Genomic DNA, 16,197 nt, shown 5'->3' on the forward strand with positions numbered 1-16,197 from the left:
GTTTGCAAAAACATGCACTTGCGTTGAGATTGGCTCTCTGTAGAGTCGGTTGGGCTACCCCTACCTACTCATATAGACGGAGTTTTCAATGCGCTTGTGCTGCTTCTCCCTGAAGGGCGGTGTCGGCCGCACCACGTTGGCCCTCAACCTGGCCGGGTGCTACGCCCGCGACCCCAGGCTACGTGTGCTGGTCAATGACCGGGACCCCCAGGGGGGTGCCAGCGCCTTCGCGGCCCTGTCCGACGAAACCCCATTCTCGGTGGGCCGCTCGCGTTCCCCAGGGTTTCAGATTGAGATCACTGACACCCCGCCCCGGTTGCCGGACAACGAAATGATCCCCGAGGCCGATCTCTACTTGGTTCCCACGCTGCTGGACGGGGCCAGCTTCCTCATCTTCCTTCGGACGGTGGAGGTGCTGGAGAAGAAGGGCAAGCGCTATCTGCCCATCGCCAATCGGGCCAACGAAAAGCGGTCTTCTCACCGTCGCCGGCTGGAGCACCCCAAGATGGCTGGGGCGGTTCTTGTGCGCGACCGGGCACTGATCGCGGACTGCTACGAGCAGGGCCAGACGGTGTTCGACGCCGCCGATAGGTGGGCACTGAAAGCCCAGGAAGAGATCCACGGGTTGGCCGTGAAGGTGCGCCACACCCTCAAGCGTGACGGCAAGGGGAGGGCTGCGGCATGATTGACCTTCCACTGGTTTCCCTCCCAGACCTACCCATGGCCACTCGCAAAGCTCCCGCCAAGAAGGCGGTGACGAAGAAGACTGCCAAACGCACGCTGGACGACGTGAAGAACGTCACTCATACCAAGGCGTCGCGCCAGAGCGCGAAGGCCGAGCCGGCTATCGGGCGCATTCCCGAGCACGTCCTGCTGGGGCCGGGCGACTACCCGGAGCGGAAGTCTTACTTCGACTACGACGACAGCCAGCGGGCGGGCACGGTGGGTGGCAAGCGCGTTCACATGGTCATGCCGCGGTCGGTCACCCTCCACGACTACCGTCGGCGGGAGGACGGCCTGCGCCATCACCGGGCCATGGTGACCATCCCGCCCAAGCTTCGGGAGAACATCGCTAAGCTGTTCGGCTACGAGGATTCCGAAGACGCCGGCCGGGAAGTGGCCCTGACCACGGCCATGGTGGCGCTGGCGGACTATGCCGCCGCGACGCTCATCAAGGAGAAGACTCTGTTGGTCGTGAGCTCGCCGGCAGACGCGCACGCCGAGGAACGGAAAGCCGCTAGGGTGGCCGTGCGGAATCGGGGCAAGGCAAGGAACGGCAAGATCTACTGACCACGGCAAACAGGGGTGACGAAGAAAGCGGCTACGGCCGCTTTTTTTGTGCCCGGGTTTCGTGCCGGAGGAAAAGCAACAGCGGCTGAAAAGCATCCCCTGGCGGGGAAAGGCACACGCCTACGGCGCTTTAACGTCCGTTGAGTCGACTAAGACCCCAATACGTTTAATAAGTGAACGTTCGAGTAGAGCTTCATCGGTTGCGCTCTCGGGTTGGGGTCGTAACTTGGGTTTGAGTGGCGATGATGCCCTCAAGCTACCGAGGAGATCACATGAATGAGAATGCAACCAACGATGAGGAACTGATGAAAGTGATGGGGCTCAACGCGGGAATGGTGGAGGGGTATTCGCAAGTTTCCCTGGAACCGGTTGGGTTTCGATACGAGGAGAATTGGGGTTGGGCGGACACTTGGTGCGCTCGGCATCGAGCTTACTCGCATCCGATGGGGGAGTGGATCGTGGTCGATGGCAGAAGGGTGGTCGTGCAGAAGGGGCGTCCGAAGTCAAAGAAGGAGTTGCTCTTGAAGTGGCGAGAAATGCAGAGCGAAGCCGAGGCCGCCGCCCGTTGTTGGAAATACGAACAGGAGAATGAGAGATATTCCTGATGCGCGGAGGGCTTTATGTAAGTAATAAATGCTTTATCTGGCCGCAGAAATTGCATTTAGTCGTAAAAAGTGATGGAAAAACTATTGCGCTTTTTATGCGCTGTCGTAACTTGGATTTGAGGGAGGCAATCCTGCCAACCAACACCAAGGAACTGACATGTATATCCACGCCATCACCCACAACAACAAGCAGGCTTTCGCCATCACTGAAGCGCAAGGAACGGGAGGAGCCCGCGCCTGGGGAATTTGGAGGAAATTGCGTCTCATCCGGTTCGACGTGGCGGCGGCTGAGAAAGTGGCCGACGAGTTGAGCAAGACCGGCCATCGCTGGGAGAAGTCGTTTGAAGTGCTCGAAGATATCGAAGTGGACGTGCGCAACGCTGGCCCCGCGTCCGGCTTTGGTAAGGCCTTTGCTGAAATTAAGCGCCAGCTGGAAGCCCAAGCAGGCGAAGGCGCGACGGAAGTGGAAGGCGATTCGATCAGCCACCTCAAAGCCCTGGTGAAACACTGATGGCTCACCATCAAGCTACCCCCACTCTGCTCAAATCGGGCGAGTGGGGCGCCCGGGTCCTAGCCCCCAAGGTGGGCGTCGGCGATCAGCTGACAGTGGTTGCGAAGAATGGCAACACCTGGGAGGCACAGGTCGATGGCATTGTTTGGCAGGGAGCGGACGTAGCCCTCTGCCGGACCTCTCGATCGAGGATTGCGCGAGCCCAGACAGGCTCCTGCTCGCAATGCGGACGGCGTGCAGTGGACTGCTCGTTTCACGCCGCGATGGGTGGGCTATGCGGCGAATGCGCTTTTGACGAATACGACATGTGACGTCCTTTCCGTGACTAACTCCTACGCCATTCCCTCAAAACCCCAGGGCGAGCACCGGCTGCCCATGGTGCGCCTAGATCCTGACAAGGCTGCCTCATTCAGGAAACTGGCGCGACGCAAAGGGCTCTCGACCACGGCGGCATTGGCCGCGTTGGTCAACACTCATGCCCAAGTCCGCCAACCGTTGTCGCCCCGCATTCGGAAGGCCCAAGGTGAATCAGCGAGGTTCACGGCCGCTCTTCCGGATTGCCGGGTGTCGGTGAAGGCCGGCGACGCGTTGCGTGCCGACGCTCAGGCCGCGGGCGTCTCGTTGACAGAAGCCCTACGTCAACTCGTGGATCGGTGCCTGGTGCAGGTTCACTGAGAAACGCAGGTTTCAACCGGTGCTGGCATCGCCAGCAACCCCCAGCTCGGACGATTCATTTCCGGTGACGCGTTGTTTCAGGGCTTGCCTGGACATCCTGGGCGGGGCCGTCAGCGTCAATTCCTTCCCATCGAGGGAACGGTAGAACGGATCGTCCACCCCCGCGCTCACGTAAACGACCAGGTCAGGCCCGATGGTCAGCAGCCCGGCGTCGAACAGGGCGTGGATATCCTTCCTCAGCAGCAAGCCGTTGTTTAAGGCGTTGGTGGAAGCTCCGTTGTAGGGAACGATATGGGCGGCGTCGATGACGCTGGCATGGGCTGTCCCCGTCACCATGCACACCGCCCCGTAGTGGGCGACCAGGCGCTTTCGGAACTCCGCTTGTCCTTCCCGGATCACCCGCAGGACTTGCTCCACACGCTTTCCTTCGGCCACCACGGCTTCCACGGTCGGGGAGAATGACTCCTCCACCGTCAGCCGCCCGTTCTCTTCCAGCACTCCCTGGAGAGCTTGGATGGCCTCGTAGGAGATGAGTTCGGACGCTGGCCGCAACTCGTGATCGATTCCGGACCGGTGGCGTATCTCCGCCAACAGCAGGGCGGCATCTTCAAGATAAGTGAGCTTTTCGCGGCGCATGCCCCAGAGCTGGTTCAGTTCATCCAAGCTCCAGGTGGTGAGCGCCAGGCGGACTTCACCACTGCTCATCCGGCGTGCGCGATTTCCCTTCGCCAGGTTCAGCCGCACCAAGTATTCCTGGAGCTCCGGTGGATCCGTCACCTCGCTAGAGTCGATGGTGAAGAGGCTGCTGTAGGGCCGTTGATTGGCTTTCCGCTGATCTTCACGGCTCTGTCGCCGTTCGGCGCGCCACTTCGCGATCCGTTCCTTTTCGTTGTCCATGCCCGGGCCGAGGATTGAAAGCCGTCCCATGGTAGTAGAAGTCAAGCTGGCTTACTCCTCAGGCCGTGAGGGTTGGTCCAGGCTCACACGCTTGCGGGCTTTCAACCAGGCCTGCGCCAGATCGTCCACGTCGGCCTGCAGGGCTGCCCGCTCCCCAGGAAGCCATTCCCGGACCTGGCCAGCTTCCACCGCGGCGTCCCGGTGTTCCAGCCGGTGCCTGGCTTCCAGCCACCTCGCTTTCGTTTCCGCCTCCCTTGACGCTCGCCGCTTCTCCCGCATGCGCACTGAGCCAGCCTTCTCGCTGTATGCCCTGATCTGTCCATTGACGGCAAGTGGCCAGGGTGTTTCGTGGGCGCCTTTGCGCCGCTGGCGGATCTGGCGCAAGGTCGGATACCGCGCCATCCAGCTGTTCTTACCGGTCCGCTCGCGGTGGGCGGCTTCGTCTGGGCTCAGGTCGATGACCAGGGCATGGAACTCGATGAGCTGCCAGACAGCGGTTTGAAAAACTTCTTCCGATACGTCGAAGCCCACCACCTCCCCGTGCTCCACCCATCGGGCTTGGTGCACCTGGCGCAGCAGGGCGGCGGCTTCGTTGCGGGTCGTGAGGGTCCGCTGGCCCACCGGCCAACCCACGAACCATCCGTTCTCATGGCGTTCGACGTAGACGAGAAAGCGGGGATGCTTCCAGCGCTCACGGAGCAGGTCCAGCACGGTTCCGTCTTTCGCGTAGCGACCCACAGAGGTCAGGTGATTGTCCGAGCGTTGCAACACTCCCAACCGGGCTTCCTTCAGCGGGTTCAGGTGTTCGGCAGGCACCTTTGCAGCCAGCTCTTCCCAGGCCAGAAGGTCGCGCGCGCCGCGTTCGACCGCGCACTTCTTGCAGGCCATCCGTAGGTTCGACGGTTCGACGGGGCCGCCCTGGTTGAACGGAACGAGGGGTGACAGACCCCACGACTGCCACCGGCTCACGTCGATGGGCGAGCAGCAGAACGCACACGTCGGGTTGTCTTGTCGCCGCAGCAGGTCGAGCGCCCACCGGGGGTTATCGGCAGCACGGGCGCGGTGTTTCTCCAGCAGCCGTTGGACGAATGCCTGGAAGTTTGAGGTGGTCATGGGGTGGCCTCAAGCGAATGGCAAGCGCTTCGGAATGGGGTGTCATGGATGGGGCGCAAGCACTTCAACAGCCCCCTCACCGGATTGACTAAAACGAAATGGCGCACGGAAGTTCGGGCCACGAGTCGGTTTGCGAGGGTGACTGCTCCCATTTGACTAAAGCGACCCGCACCGTGCATCCAGCGTCCCCCAACTGGTTTGACTAAAACGAATGCCTCAACGGTTTTCGAGTGCGGCGCCGATGGGTTGCGGTGGTCACGGACGAGGGTTGGCCGGCGAGAAGAAACGGGTGGCCGAACGAACGCAACTGGCTTTCCGTGCGAGGGGCGACGGAAGGCGAGAGGGGCGGGGGAGCGTGGGGTCTGGGAAGGCATGGCGTGAACGTGGGAAGAGATGAACCGGTTTGGGGATGAACTACCAATACCTCTGCACTGGGGAATCGCAAGGGGTGGCGAAATGCAACGGCAACAGCTCCGCGTCGGTTGAAGCAGTGTCGGCCCAGGCACCGAAGCAGAAGCCTGGAGGGTGCCCTGGACTCGTCATACACATGACGCACTGAAGTGGGTGTGCGCTTCGCGCCCAAAATCTGCGTCACGAACGGCGAAAGCTCAATGCAATCAAGGCCTGACCTTGTCACCAGTCAATGGAGACAGCGTCGGAGCTTGTTAGGGCGTTTCGCCCATGTTTTTCAGGCTCGTGCGGTGGGGCCTTGCCAACTCGCGGATTCCAGGTATCGGTGGAGTAAGCCCGAAATGGAGTTACTCAACCGATGGCGTTCGTTCGTCAAAACGTAAACCTCGACAACGAGCAATTGAAACTGGCTCGCCGTCTTGCTCGCGAGAGCGGTGTTCCGTTCAACGCATACGTTCGCGATGCAGTGGAGCGCCACAACGCGGGCGTCACCTTGACGGCGGCGCTGGAGAACTCGAACGCCCACCTGGAGTTTCTTCTCGATCAGCTGCGCGAGGAGAACGCGACCTTGCGCCGGTCTCTCCAGGAAGACCAGAAGCGGCTGCGCGACGAAATGAAGGCCGAGCAAGCCCAGGCCATCCAGAACTACGAAGACGTGTTGCGTCGTGTTCTGACATCTCTCTCCCAGCATCCAGCCAAGAGCACCGGTGCGGCCAAGGCGCCCGCACCCAATCCCATGCTCGCCCCCCGCGCCTGACTTCCCCCACGTATAGGAGATCCATCCCATGAAACGCTCCACCCTCCCCATCACCCTTTGCCTGATCGCCTGCCTGCCGATGGCAATGCCGCTGCAGGTCATGGCCCAGTCCAGCACGTCCGCGCAATCCACTTCTGCCGAGGCGAAGCCCAAGACCGACAAGAAGCGCGTCTTCAAGGCCGGTGGCATCGGCTGCGTCGCCGGTGGCGCCCTGGCCTACCTGACCGGCAAGAAGGACCGTGCCGTTGCCGCGTGCGCTGCGGGTGCGGCCGTAGGCGCCACGGCCTCATACATGAAGCAGCAGCGCGAGCGCGCCGAAGAGGCGGCGGATGCTGCACGAGCGGCTGGCATGAAGGCAGAAGTCGTCACGAGGACCGAGACGGTCGAAGGCAAGCAGGAAGCCGTCCTGGATTCGCTGCGCTTGAACTACAACCCCGCCGACATGAAGCGGCTGGACAGCGACACCCAGGCGTTCCTGGACAAGTTCGCCGGCTTGCTGACCAAGTCGACAAACGGGCTCACGGTCGTGTTCCAGGGCGCCGACAAGGTCGCCTGCCAGGTGCCCATTGTTGAGCTGGCCAAGCGCGGTGCTTTGTCGAAGGTGACGGTGGATGACCGCTGCGGCAAGGGCGAGCACGTGATCATCGTGACCCCGGTGCCTGACGTCCGCTGACGCCGATTGCCCGGGTGTCTTGCGATGCCCGGGCTTCCTTCCCCCATTTCCAGGAGAACCCATGACCCCCGAAGAACTGATCCGCAAGCGGAAGCGCGATGAACTGTTGAAGCGTGCCAACGCGGCCCAGACCACTGTTCCATCGGTGGAGGAAAAGCTGGTGTCCGACAACACCAAGGAAACCCTGAAAGCCGCCGGTCACTGGGCCGGGGTCATCGGCAAGCGCGCCGCCGAGCTGACCCAGAAAGGGGCGGCTGCCGCGGCGGAGAAGGCAAGGGACGTCAAGGCGACCGTTGACGCCAGGCTAGCCAAGGCCGCGGAAGAACGAGTTGAAGCTACGGAAGAAGGTAGGTCGAGCACCCCGACGGTCCAAGCGGCTGAAGTTGAGGTGGCGACTAAGTTCTTGAAGAGCGAACGGGCGGGTTCTCTCGTGACAGACGGAATGGCTCAGGACCTTGTGCTTGTTGATGGGGAGGTGTGTGAGGGCAAAGCACCTACCGACGAAATGGAATCCGAGGACGTGGTCGAAGCGCTGTCCGTCCAGGAGCCCGCCGCAATTCCCGGCGACGCAGGTGCGGTTGAGGTGGGCGAAGCGGTTCTTGTCGAAGACCAGACTGAACAATTGCAGGTCGTGGAAGTGCCTGGATTGGGAATGGACGTGGGGACCCTTCCTTGTGAGCCAGAAGATGGTGTCGAAGAGCCGCAGGTGACCGATGACGTTTCGATCGGGCAGAGCGGGTTGGCTCCCGGTGCTGTAGAGGAACCTGGTCGCTCACCGGACGCCACGGCACCAGAGGGGCCGCAAACGTCCCTGCAGTCAAGGCTCCGCACCCGTTGGTCCTGGGTCTTGGGTGGCGTGGTGGCGGTGTCATTGGTCGCTGGGGCGCTCCACTTCCTGCAAGAGAAGAATGAGCAGCCGCCGCCGAGCGCGTCAGCTCCCGTGGCACCAGTTGTCGCTCCGGTGGTTCCCGAACAGGTGCCCGAGGCGGTGGAAGCTCACGTGGTCGCGCCCGCTCCAGCAGTGCTTCCAGAGCAGTCCAAGCCAGAACCCACGATCGAGAAACCCGAGCCTGACGCCGTCACCGCGGGAGCGGCGACAGCGCCGAAAGAGGCCCAACCCAAGCCTTCGCCGAAACGTGCGTCACCCCCGTTGCCGAAGAAGGCTCCCGCACCAGCTGCCGAGCAGAAGAACGATTGGCAGCAGAAGGCGAGCGACGACCTCGACGCTTGGGCGGAGAAATCCGGCATCAAGTGATCCCCTTGCCAACTCGGGGATTCGATCTAGAAAGAAGTGACCTACTCATCAATCAAGGGGGAAGCATGTTCCAGTCGCTATTCACGCAATTCCGGGAACCCGGAAAGCTTCACTTCGGCTCGAAGTGGATGAACCTTCACGGGCGACTGCTCATCGGAAGCCCCGAGTCGCTGGGCATGGGGCACCTGACGGAAGCCGTGAGGCGTTCGTTCTACTACCTGCGCGCCGATCGCGTGCCGCCGGTGGACAACGACGCGGCTTATGAAGCCTGGACGAAGGATCGGCTCTACGCGAGCCAGGTGGAGCAGGTGGCTGAGCGCTGGGTGGCCCAGGCGGGCTTCCTGGCGATCGCGCCGTTGTGCGCGGTGCTCGCCGTCCTGTCGCACTGGCTTGGCAACTAAGGGAGGAACAACGCCATGGCTTTGAACATCAACATTTTGAGCGTCATCGACTGGACGAGCGGCCTGGGGCGCAAATTCCGCCGTAGGGAAGGCGAGGCCTCAACCATCCGCGAAACCATCATCGTTCAATCGAACGCACAGTTCGAAAACCTGGTGGGGCGCTTCGATCTGAGCGACCGGGTGCGCAGCCGCGTCCTGGACGTTCCTTCAGAGGACACCCAACTGGCTGCAGAGTGCGGCGCAGTGTGGAACGAGGAGAAGAACGCGTTCCTTGTGCCGGAAGGGATGAGCGAGGACGACTTTCAGGAGTGGTGGCCGAAGGTCCCGGAGGACCTGCGCGACAGCCAGTCCCGCATCACCATCACCAAGAACGGCCGCCGGGCCGAAGGCTTCCTTCAGGGCAACGACATGGGGCAGGGCAATGACAGCATTGCCACTCCCCTGATGTATCTCGCGTTCCCTGCGATTGGAGCGCTGACTTTGTTCCTGGTCTCGTGGATCGGCTGGGCGGGCTGGGCCTTCCTGCTGACGACCATTCCCTACTTTATCGCCCTGAAGCAGGGCGAGAGCATGAAGGAAGCCTTGAAGGCCTTGGTGCTCCTCCAGTGGATTCCGATGGGCATGGCGGGCATGTCAAAGTTCAGCGCTCTAGGAGTCGGAGGTGCGGCAGCGGGTTCGGCTGGGCTCCAGGCTTACATGGCTTTCTTCACCAAGGCCGCGGTCATCGGCTTTGGCCTGGTGGGTGTGATCTTCGTGGTATGCCTGGTGGCCGCCGCTTCCCATCCCCACCGCGGCGTCATCGGTGGCACCGCCGCCCGGTTCATCCAGGCGATGAAGTGGGTGGGCATCATTGTGGTCGCGCTGCTGGTGTCCCAGATCCTGCCGTGGGGCCTGGGCGATGCCGTGCCCTTCGTCCTGGCCTGCATGTATGCCATGCAGTTCACCGAGGGCAACTTCGTCCAGACCGGCGCGCGCCTCTGCCTGCAGAACAACGACAACAACCTGGGCACCCAAGGGGCCTTGGTCAACTCCCACGTCAAGGCACGTGAGCAGCAGGCTCAGAACGCACTGAAGGACACGAGCCCACTGATGGCCATAGCCCGTGCCCTGGGACATCTGACCGACAAGGGCTTTGGCTACTCGCCCGACCTGGGCACGGTGATGATGCTGTCGTGGAGGGACCTCACTCAAGGATTGATCATTTTCGGGGCCATTGGTTCGGGCAAGTCCTACGCCCTGATGCGCCCGCTGGCACGGCGTTACCGCCGGGCAGCCGAGGCTATCGCTCGCAAACAAGGCAGGAAGGGCATGGCAGGCGGGGCGCTCATCGCTGACGGTAAGGACGGCGCGATCATCTCCGACCTGGAGGGCCTGTTCGACATCGTGGTGAAGCCTGGCCTGTCCGTCGGCCCTTACGAGGGTTTGGAGCCGGATCAGATCGTGAAGGCGTTGCGTGGTGCGTCCGGCGGTGTCGTGGACGAGAAGTCCAAGTTGTGGTCCGACGGTGGCGACGCGTTCCTCTACCACACGGGGATCATCCTGAAGGCTCTGGTCGAGCACGAGAAGGTTTACCGCGCTTGGTGCATGGCCAAGATCGATGGGTTGGAGCAATCCCACCTGCTCCTGAAGCTCGAAGAGCGCAAGCTCCGCAAGCTGGGTCAGGACACCACTGAAGTGGAAGAACGGTTGGCGGAGGTGGTCCAGGAAATGGGTCTCTACTCCTGCGTCGTCGATTCCGATCGAGGCTGGGCCTACACCCCCCTGCATCACGCCAAGCTTCTGTCCAACGTCGAACGCGTGATTCCCACCGGAACGATCCCCAAGCCCAACCCGAAGATCATGGAAGTGATCAAGTATCTGGGACTGGAAGAGCCGGACAACAGCTTGGACGAGGAAGGCCGTGCTGCGCATGCCGCCTATCTGAACGCTTACCGGAAGCGCCAGCAGAACGAGCCACAAACGATCCACCCGGACCTGAAACGCCCCATGTCGCAGCTTCAGAGCTCCCTGGAATGGGCGCTGCTGGAAGTTCCGGCCATGAACGCCGAACAACGGCAGTCGTTCACGCTGAACTCCCGCGGCTTGCTGGAAAAGCTGTTGCGGGGTGAGAAGCTGCGTGACGCCAATGACATCCCCTGGCACTCGATCGAGAAGGGCGAGGTGGACGTGTCCAAGGCACTGTATGGCGCGATGGTGGGCCTCTTCCTGCCACCTACCCAATACGGCGAAGCCGGCGAGATGATGATGCGCTTGCTGAAGCAGCGGGTCACGAATGGCGTCCAGGCGCGCGGCGCGTATGGCGACAAGTGGCGAGAAGCGTTGCCTGGCCAGGTGGAAGTCATGTTGATGATGGACGAGGCGCACCTACTGATCACCGCCGATGACACCAAGTTGTTCTCCATCTCGCGTTCGTTGGGGCTGATGCCAGTGCTGGCAACGCAAGGATTCGAGAGCTTGGAAGATGCGTTCGGAAGCAGGACGCGAGCAGAGTTGATGGCCAACACCATGCAATCGTTGGTCGCGCTGAAGTGCTCATTCAATACGGTGGAGTATCTGATCAAGCGGTTCGGTGAAGCCATGCTGACCACGTTCAAGCAGAAGACGCGTGGCATTGACTACAAGGGCGGGTTGGAAAACTACCGTCACTCGGTCCTCAACGATCCGAACCACCCCCATGCGGCTGTCTTCGACAAGATGCGTCTGGAAGGCGCGGGCCGTCTAACCGCTCTCCGTGTGGATCCAGCCACGGGTCACACGTGGCGAATTGGCGGGGAAGACGTTATCGGGCAAGGAGAGTTGGCGCGTGACATCGACATGCCGACGGGCGGCAAGCGCGAGGTTCAACCCCTGTTCCGCAAGGAAGAGTATCCGGCCCTGCTGGAGCCCCGCGGTCACGCCATCGTTGCCTTGAACCGCGCCGGTCACAAGCGCATCGACCTGGCCGAGCTGGTTCCTGACCTGGACTGACGGAGAACGGCGAGGGGGTTCGCCCCCTTGCCAATCCGCCGATTTGATCAAGCCTCGATGTATCCCATCCCTACTGGAGAACCCTCACATGAGTGACACCCTCACCCACCCCATGGAAACCCTTACCGACCTGCGCACCCTGCGGGCACAACGCAACGAGAAGCTGTTGGGCGACCGACCACCCGTCCAGAAGGAAGAGGCCAGGGCGGCCTACGATCAGTCCGTGAGCAAGGACCAGCAGGCCATTGAGGAGCGCCGGCAGCGATTGCTGGATTGGGCCGAGAAGGCCAGCCCGGAGCAGATCGAGGCCTTGCAGAAGAAGATTCAGGAGGCCGACAAGGCCAAGGCCGAAAGCCAACCCGACAACCAGCACGAACAGGTCGCCTTTCAGACCGTCCAGCAGTGGCGCCAGCAGCGTCAGGGAGAAGAGCAGCGCCCTCCCATGCTGACCCGTGAGCAGCGGATGGAGAACGGGCCGGGGCGCTTGGGCTACGCCGAGTATGCCCGCACGGCCCCGAAGGAGGCTGCTTTCATGAAGGAGTATGAGAAGAACTTCGACTGGGACAAGCACGAGAAGCAGCGCCAGCGGAACGTCTTCAGTCAGTAACTCCGCCCATTCCGACTAAAGTCAAAAATTGCCCGGTTCTTCACAGAATCGGGCTTTTTTGCGACTTGACACCCAGTTCTGATGTGGTTTCCTGAAGGTGTAACAAGAGTAGACCGACCTACTCATAAATATCACCAAGGAGACCGACATGACTTTCATCGCTAACTTCTACGAATGGGCCGTAGAGAACGCCGCCCTTGCCATCTTGGCAGTTTTCTTTGCCGTCGCCATTCTGGCTATCGCTTTCGCTTTGGCACCATTTATGGCCAAGGCAGCTTTGGTGGGCTTGTTCTTCGTAGGCGTCATCTACATGGGCGTCGAGGTCATGTTCAACTGAGCATGAGTCGTTCTTACCGACAAGTGCGTGTCTACCTCCGGCGGAGCATCCGCCGGTTCGATGGGGACGAGTTCATGTTCTGGCTTCACCCTCTCTGGGTTTTGACGGTGGTTGTCTGGATGATCTTGGCACCCATCCCAGGTTGATCATCGCGCAGAACCGCAGAGCTTCATAAGGGTCAGTAGTCCTACCTGGGCTACTTGACGGCACCCGTGAGGCGCCATCCCGCCTACCTGTCTAGCCTCTGGGGCCACCATCTATCGGTATTCCGATAAATCGGGGCCAAATCCGCACTCTTCGGCTACATTCGAGGGATGAGGAACCCCCGCCCCATCTGCCCCAACGAGGACTGCGAGCACCATCTGGCGCCGCCGGCAGACTTCTATCGGAAGAAAGGCTACAGGCGGCCCAAGCACAACCGAAAGCCAGTTCCTCGCTACCAATGCAAGGCCTGCGGCACCTACTTTTGCGCCACCCAGACCAAGGCCATCCGCCAGCACCATCGGCCAGACCTCAATCAGCAGGTGTTCGCCTTGGCGGTTTCTGGCGTGTCCATGAGGCGCATGGAGCGCCTGCTGGGCGTGAGCAAGCGCACGATCGCCCGCAAGATCCTCCATCTGGCAAAGGAGGCCCAGAAACACCACACGGCCTTCCTGGCGGACAAGAGCAACCACACCTCACACGCGATGATGGACGAGCTGGAAACCTTCATCCATGCCCGATGGAAGCAGGTGGCCGTGCCCGTGGTCATCCGGGCCAAGAACGGGCACATCCTGGCGTTCGATGTATGCCAGAAGCCCACCAATCAGCCACGAGTGAATAACGCCTGGTCGATCGACCATCGGCCCCAGGTGGTGCCGCGGGTTATTCACGCGGCCAGTGTGGCCTTCAAGCCAGGCGCCACCCTGACGACCGATGGATCCTCGTCCTATCCCAAGTGGGTGCGAACCGTAGGCGCACCAGTCCAGCACAAGGTTCAGCACTCACCCATCGGCAACACCGACTACGATCCGCTGTTCGCTATCAACGTGCTGTTCGCCAAGATGAGAAATGACCTGGCGAGGTTGGGACGCAAGACCTGGACCACGAGCAAGACGATTGCGGCTCTCCGCAATCATCTCTGGCTGTATGTGGCATGGGTGAACGGCTATCGGTTGCGCTAGTCGCAGTCGTCGGGCGCACATCGCAAGCAGTGGAACATCTGCTGTTGCCGTTCCTTCTCGCGTTGTATCCGCACCTCCACACGCTTCAAAACCCTGTCTAGGAGATTCAGCCTTGAACTGAAACCAATTTGTTCGCTCAAAGGCACATACTCGATCAGGTAGTCTTGGAGACGGGCCGCGTTTATGGTCTTCTTGGATGTCCCCTCCGCCAGAGAGTTCACGATTTTAGGCCGGGCAACCGAGAAGTAGTTCTGATAGAACGACAGATTGACAGGCAGTTGTCCATTATTCTTAGGCGTCAGAACCAGGCACAAGTTGCTGGCAGTGAACTTCCCATTGACATAGTGGCACCGTCCCAGGGACCCAGACGCGGCCACGGCATACACAAGCGCCTCGCAGTCGTAATCAAAGGCGTCGTGCTTTTTCCACTCACCGGCGGCTGTTATGAAGTCATAATTTCCACTGGAAACAGCCTTTCCACTAGCCAACGATCCGCTTGCCACGTCGAACAAGTCGCCAATACGCACAAGGGCGCGGCCGTGAACGCTTTCCATTTTTGGTGTAAGCCCGGCGCAGAACACCGAGCCGTCTTCCTTGAAGATGTCCCGCATTTCGGACACGCCTGCCAAAACGGTCCGGTTGTTCACGGCGTCGATAACCTGTCTCTCAATGCCAGGCCACTTGTTGTTGCAATCAAGCTTTCCCTTGTGTTGGACGCTTACCATCCCATCGTCCACAAGATTGTAGAACAATACTTTCTTACCTTTTCGGTGCGGTGTCTTGGTAAACCCGAATACCGATGTCTGGACAGTTCGCCCCTGCTCGGAAAACAAACCGTCGGGCATGCTTATGACGAAATCGAGTTGGGCGTGCTTCAGAAGTTCCTGGGCGCCACCATTCTTTTCGTTCTGAGTCAGGGTGGGCGTTGGCATGATGATGACCAGTCGGCCATTGGGTTCCAGGAACTCGATCGCCTGCTGGGTGAACTTGAACGAGTTGTTGTTCTCGTAAGGCGGGTTGATGATGGCTTTGGTGGGCCCCAGGCGCCGAATGTAGGCCAGCAGGTCTGCGTCCGTATTGTTCACCGCGGGCCCAGAACGGGAGTCCAGCAGGCTTGAGCGGTAAAGCAGGTTGGTCTTGCCGTCTCCATGCAAGAACATGTTTGAGCAGGCAAGAGCGAACAGCACCGAATCCACCTCGAACCCGATCAGTTGCTGTTCCTTGATGTGGGTAATTTTGGCCGGGTTGCCATTGGCCAAGCCCGTCATCGTCTCCATGGCTTCCATCAGGAAGCCGCCCGATCCCGTGCAGGTATCCAGAACTACATCATCCTGGGTCAGGTCGGCGAGTTTGACCATCATGGCCTTGATGTGGTCCGGGGTGAGGATGATGTTCTTGTTCTCCGCCTTGCCCGCGCGCGACAGGAATATTTTGTAGGCCCGACCCAGGATGTCCTGCTTCTCGTCGTTCTTGAACGGCTTGAAAATTTGTTCCTCGACCAGTTCGATGATGGCCTTGTAGTCGTGGAGCGAATAGTCGATGTTCTTGATGAACGAGAACTTGTCCTCCCAGCTGAACTGCTTGGACAGGTTGTTGACCTTGCTGTTGAGTTGGACCGAAATCGCCTTGATGATGGCGGCGTTGAGGTTGTGGGCCTCCAGGACAACCGCTTGCGTGGAGGCGACCTCTTCGGCCGACGGGGCAGCCAGGTTCTTGTAGGTATCGCGGAAGTTCTTGCTGTTGAGCGCAATCATGAGCCCGGAGAAAAACAGGCTGCGATCGACGGCACGCACCTTTCCATCCTTGTGGAATTTCTTGTTCAAGTTTTTTAGCACCGAGACCAGCGCTTCGGTAGTGGTGCTATTGCCGTATTTGGTGCGCGAATACAGCCGCCCTAATTCCTGGGTGGTCAGCAGGGCATCCTTTGGCGAAGGAAGCGCCAAGGCCTGATTAGATCCCGCCTCACGGAAGAAATAGGACACCTTGAGCTTGTCGATCGACTGGCCCGATACCGCGATGGCGAGGATGTCCTTACGAACAGCGTTGTTGGTGGCGTAGAAACACGCCTCGCTTTCGGCGGCCGCGTGGTCGACGGCCTTGGCCTCTACCACAACGGCATAATCAGGAGTGTCCAAGTAGAAGTCAGGGAAGCCGACATTGTCGGTTCCCTTCTTTGAGCGGAACCCGCACTCGGCTGGGGTAGCCGACTTCTCCAGGAATGAATCAACTCCGCAATGTTGGCGGAACAAGTTCTCAGTGATGGTTTCGCTGGGCTTGCTTCTCACGCCACACCTCCGAAGAGGTGGGCGGAACCAGTCAGATTAGAACGACGGGCATAGTTCTGGCTTCTCGGCGAGCGGCGAGCGGCGAGCGGCGAGCGGCGAGCGGCGAGCGGCGAGCGGCGAGCGGCTTTATGTAATAGCCGTTTCCGGTGCTGTCAAGGTTGGGGCATTCCCCGAGGATATGTGCAGATGTTTTCATCTACACAAGGAAGCCGAAAACCGCGAGTTGTCAAGTCCTCAAGGCGCCGCAAAG

At 60.5% G+C, this 16,197-nt stretch carries 15 protein-coding genes; 12 read left to right on the top strand and 3 right to left on the bottom strand.

The genetic code is table 11. The features are described from left to right. Nucleotides 1-88: 88 nt before the first annotated feature. The 4 genes from ACVOLV_RS03745 to ACVOLV_RS03760 all read left to right on the top strand — a co-directional run bounded on the left by ACVOLV_RS03745 (nt 89) and on the right by ACVOLV_RS03760 (nt 2,406). Entirely contained in the window at nt 89-685 is a 597-nt protein-coding gene (locus ACVOLV_RS03745; protein ID WP_481553201.1) for a nucleotide-binding protein, read from the top strand. A 35-nt stretch (nt 686-720) separates the two neighbouring features. Further along, on the top strand, nt 721-1,290 hold the full coding sequence (locus tag ACVOLV_RS03750) for a hypothetical protein (RefSeq protein ID WP_481553202.1): 570 nt from the start codon (nt 721-723) through the stop codon (nt 1,288-1,290). Between the two features lie 272 nt (nt 1,291-1,562). Continuing rightward, on the top strand, nt 1,563-1,895 hold the full coding sequence (locus ACVOLV_RS03755; protein WP_481553203.1) for a hypothetical protein: 333 nt from the start codon (nt 1,563-1,565) through the stop codon (nt 1,893-1,895). Between the two features lie 157 nt (nt 1,896-2,052). Continuing rightward, nucleotides 2,053-2,406 (top strand): hypothetical protein, encoded by a 354-nt coding sequence (locus ACVOLV_RS03760; protein WP_481553204.1) that lies wholly within the window; start codon nt 2,053-2,055, stop codon nt 2,404-2,406. A 687-nt stretch (nt 2,407-3,093) separates the two neighbouring features. Here the strand turns inward: ACVOLV_RS03760 and ACVOLV_RS03765 are convergent. Together ACVOLV_RS03765 and ACVOLV_RS03770 are read right to left on the bottom strand one after the other, a co-directional pair. Continuing rightward, the gene (locus tag ACVOLV_RS03765) at nt 3,094-4,023 is read right to left on the bottom strand and encodes an HNH endonuclease (protein WP_481553205.1); all 930 of its coding nucleotides are present in this window, start codon (nt 4,021-4,023) and stop codon (nt 3,094-3,096) included. Nucleotides 4,024-4,029: 6 nt separating this feature from the next. After that, nucleotides 4,030-5,091 (bottom strand): hypothetical protein, encoded by a 1,062-nt coding sequence (locus ACVOLV_RS03770; RefSeq protein WP_481553206.1) that lies wholly within the window; start codon nt 5,089-5,091, stop codon nt 4,030-4,032. Nucleotides 5,092-5,860: 769 nt separating this feature from the next. Between ACVOLV_RS03770 and ACVOLV_RS03775 the strand changes: the two genes are divergently transcribed. From ACVOLV_RS03775 to ACVOLV_RS03810, 8 genes are all read left to right on the top strand, one after another. Further along, complete coding sequence (locus ACVOLV_RS03775; RefSeq protein ID WP_481553207.1) at nt 5,861-6,259, top strand: hypothetical protein; 399 nt, start codon at nt 5,861-5,863, stop codon at nt 6,257-6,259. Nucleotides 6,260-6,287: 28 nt separating this feature from the next. Continuing rightward, entirely contained in the window at nt 6,288-6,932 is a 645-nt protein-coding gene (locus tag ACVOLV_RS03780; RefSeq protein ID WP_481553208.1) for a hypothetical protein, read from the top strand. A 61-nt stretch (nt 6,933-6,993) separates the two neighbouring features. Then, complete coding sequence (locus ACVOLV_RS03785; RefSeq protein ID WP_481553209.1) at nt 6,994-8,187, top strand: hypothetical protein; 1,194 nt, start codon at nt 6,994-6,996, stop codon at nt 8,185-8,187. 65 nt (nt 8,188-8,252) lie between these two features. Further along, nucleotides 8,253-8,588: a hypothetical protein gene (locus ACVOLV_RS03790; protein WP_481553210.1), complete on the top strand. Its 336-nt coding sequence runs from the start codon at nt 8,253-8,255 to the stop codon at nt 8,586-8,588. Nucleotides 8,589-8,603: 15 nt separating this feature from the next. Next, entirely contained in the window at nt 8,604-11,555 is a 2,952-nt protein-coding gene (locus ACVOLV_RS03795) for a TraM recognition domain-containing protein (protein WP_481553211.1), read from the top strand. 88 nt (nt 11,556-11,643) lie between these two features. Then, nucleotides 11,644-12,162 (top strand): hypothetical protein, encoded by a 519-nt coding sequence (locus ACVOLV_RS03800; protein WP_481553212.1) that lies wholly within the window; start codon nt 11,644-11,646, stop codon nt 12,160-12,162. 148 nt (nt 12,163-12,310) lie between these two features. Beyond that, the gene (locus ACVOLV_RS03805) at nt 12,311-12,499 is read left to right on the top strand and encodes a hypothetical protein (protein WP_277434281.1); all 189 of its coding nucleotides are present in this window, start codon (nt 12,311-12,313) and stop codon (nt 12,497-12,499) included. A gap of 314 nt (nt 12,500-12,813) precedes the next feature. After that, nucleotides 12,814-13,662: a hypothetical protein gene (locus tag ACVOLV_RS03810; protein WP_481553213.1), complete on the top strand. Its 849-nt coding sequence runs from the start codon at nt 12,814-12,816 to the stop codon at nt 13,660-13,662. Here the strand turns inward: ACVOLV_RS03810 and ACVOLV_RS03815 are convergent. Continuing rightward, on the bottom strand, nt 13,659-15,947 hold the full coding sequence (locus ACVOLV_RS03815; protein WP_481553214.1) for an N-6 DNA methylase: 2,289 nt from the start codon (nt 15,945-15,947) through the stop codon (nt 13,659-13,661). The two genes, ACVOLV_RS03810 and ACVOLV_RS03815, sit on opposite strands and share 4 nt — an antisense overlap. Nucleotides 15,948-16,197 lie beyond the last annotated feature (250 nt).

It is taken from the genome of Stenotrophomonas sp. STEN023, assembly GCF_056760135.1.

Excerpts from the sequence above, each read along its gene's own strand:
- ACVOLV_RS03745 (WP_481553201.1), top strand. The coding sequence starts at position 89 with ATGCGCTTGTGCTGCTTCTCCCTGAAGGGCGGTGTCGGCCGCACCACG.
- ACVOLV_RS03750 (WP_481553202.1), top strand. The coding sequence starts at position 721 with ATGGCCACTCGCAAAGCTCCCGCCAAGAAGGCGGTGACGAAGAAGACT.
- ACVOLV_RS03755 (WP_481553203.1), top strand. The coding sequence starts at position 1,563 with ATGAATGAGAATGCAACCAACGATGAGGAACTGATGAAAGTGATGGGG.
- ACVOLV_RS03760 (WP_481553204.1), top strand. The coding sequence starts at position 2,053 with ATGTATATCCACGCCATCACCCACAACAACAAGCAGGCTTTCGCCATC.
- ACVOLV_RS03770 (WP_481553206.1), bottom strand. The coding sequence starts at position 5,091 with ATGACCACCTCAAACTTCCAGGCATTCGTCCAACGGCTGCTGGAGAAA.
- ACVOLV_RS03775 (WP_481553207.1), top strand. The coding sequence starts at position 5,861 with ATGGCGTTCGTTCGTCAAAACGTAAACCTCGACAACGAGCAATTGAAA.
- ACVOLV_RS03780 (WP_481553208.1), top strand. The coding sequence starts at position 6,288 with ATGAAACGCTCCACCCTCCCCATCACCCTTTGCCTGATCGCCTGCCTG.
- ACVOLV_RS03785 (WP_481553209.1), top strand. The coding sequence starts at position 6,994 with ATGACCCCCGAAGAACTGATCCGCAAGCGGAAGCGCGATGAACTGTTG.
- ACVOLV_RS03790 (WP_481553210.1), top strand. The coding sequence starts at position 8,253 with ATGTTCCAGTCGCTATTCACGCAATTCCGGGAACCCGGAAAGCTTCAC.
- ACVOLV_RS03795 (WP_481553211.1), top strand. The coding sequence starts at position 8,604 with ATGGCTTTGAACATCAACATTTTGAGCGTCATCGACTGGACGAGCGGC.
- ACVOLV_RS03800 (WP_481553212.1), top strand. The coding sequence starts at position 11,644 with ATGAGTGACACCCTCACCCACCCCATGGAAACCCTTACCGACCTGCGC.
- ACVOLV_RS03805 (WP_277434281.1), top strand. The coding sequence starts at position 12,311 with ATGACTTTCATCGCTAACTTCTACGAATGGGCCGTAGAGAACGCCGCC.
- ACVOLV_RS03810 (WP_481553213.1), top strand. The coding sequence starts at position 12,814 with ATGAGGAACCCCCGCCCCATCTGCCCCAACGAGGACTGCGAGCACCAT.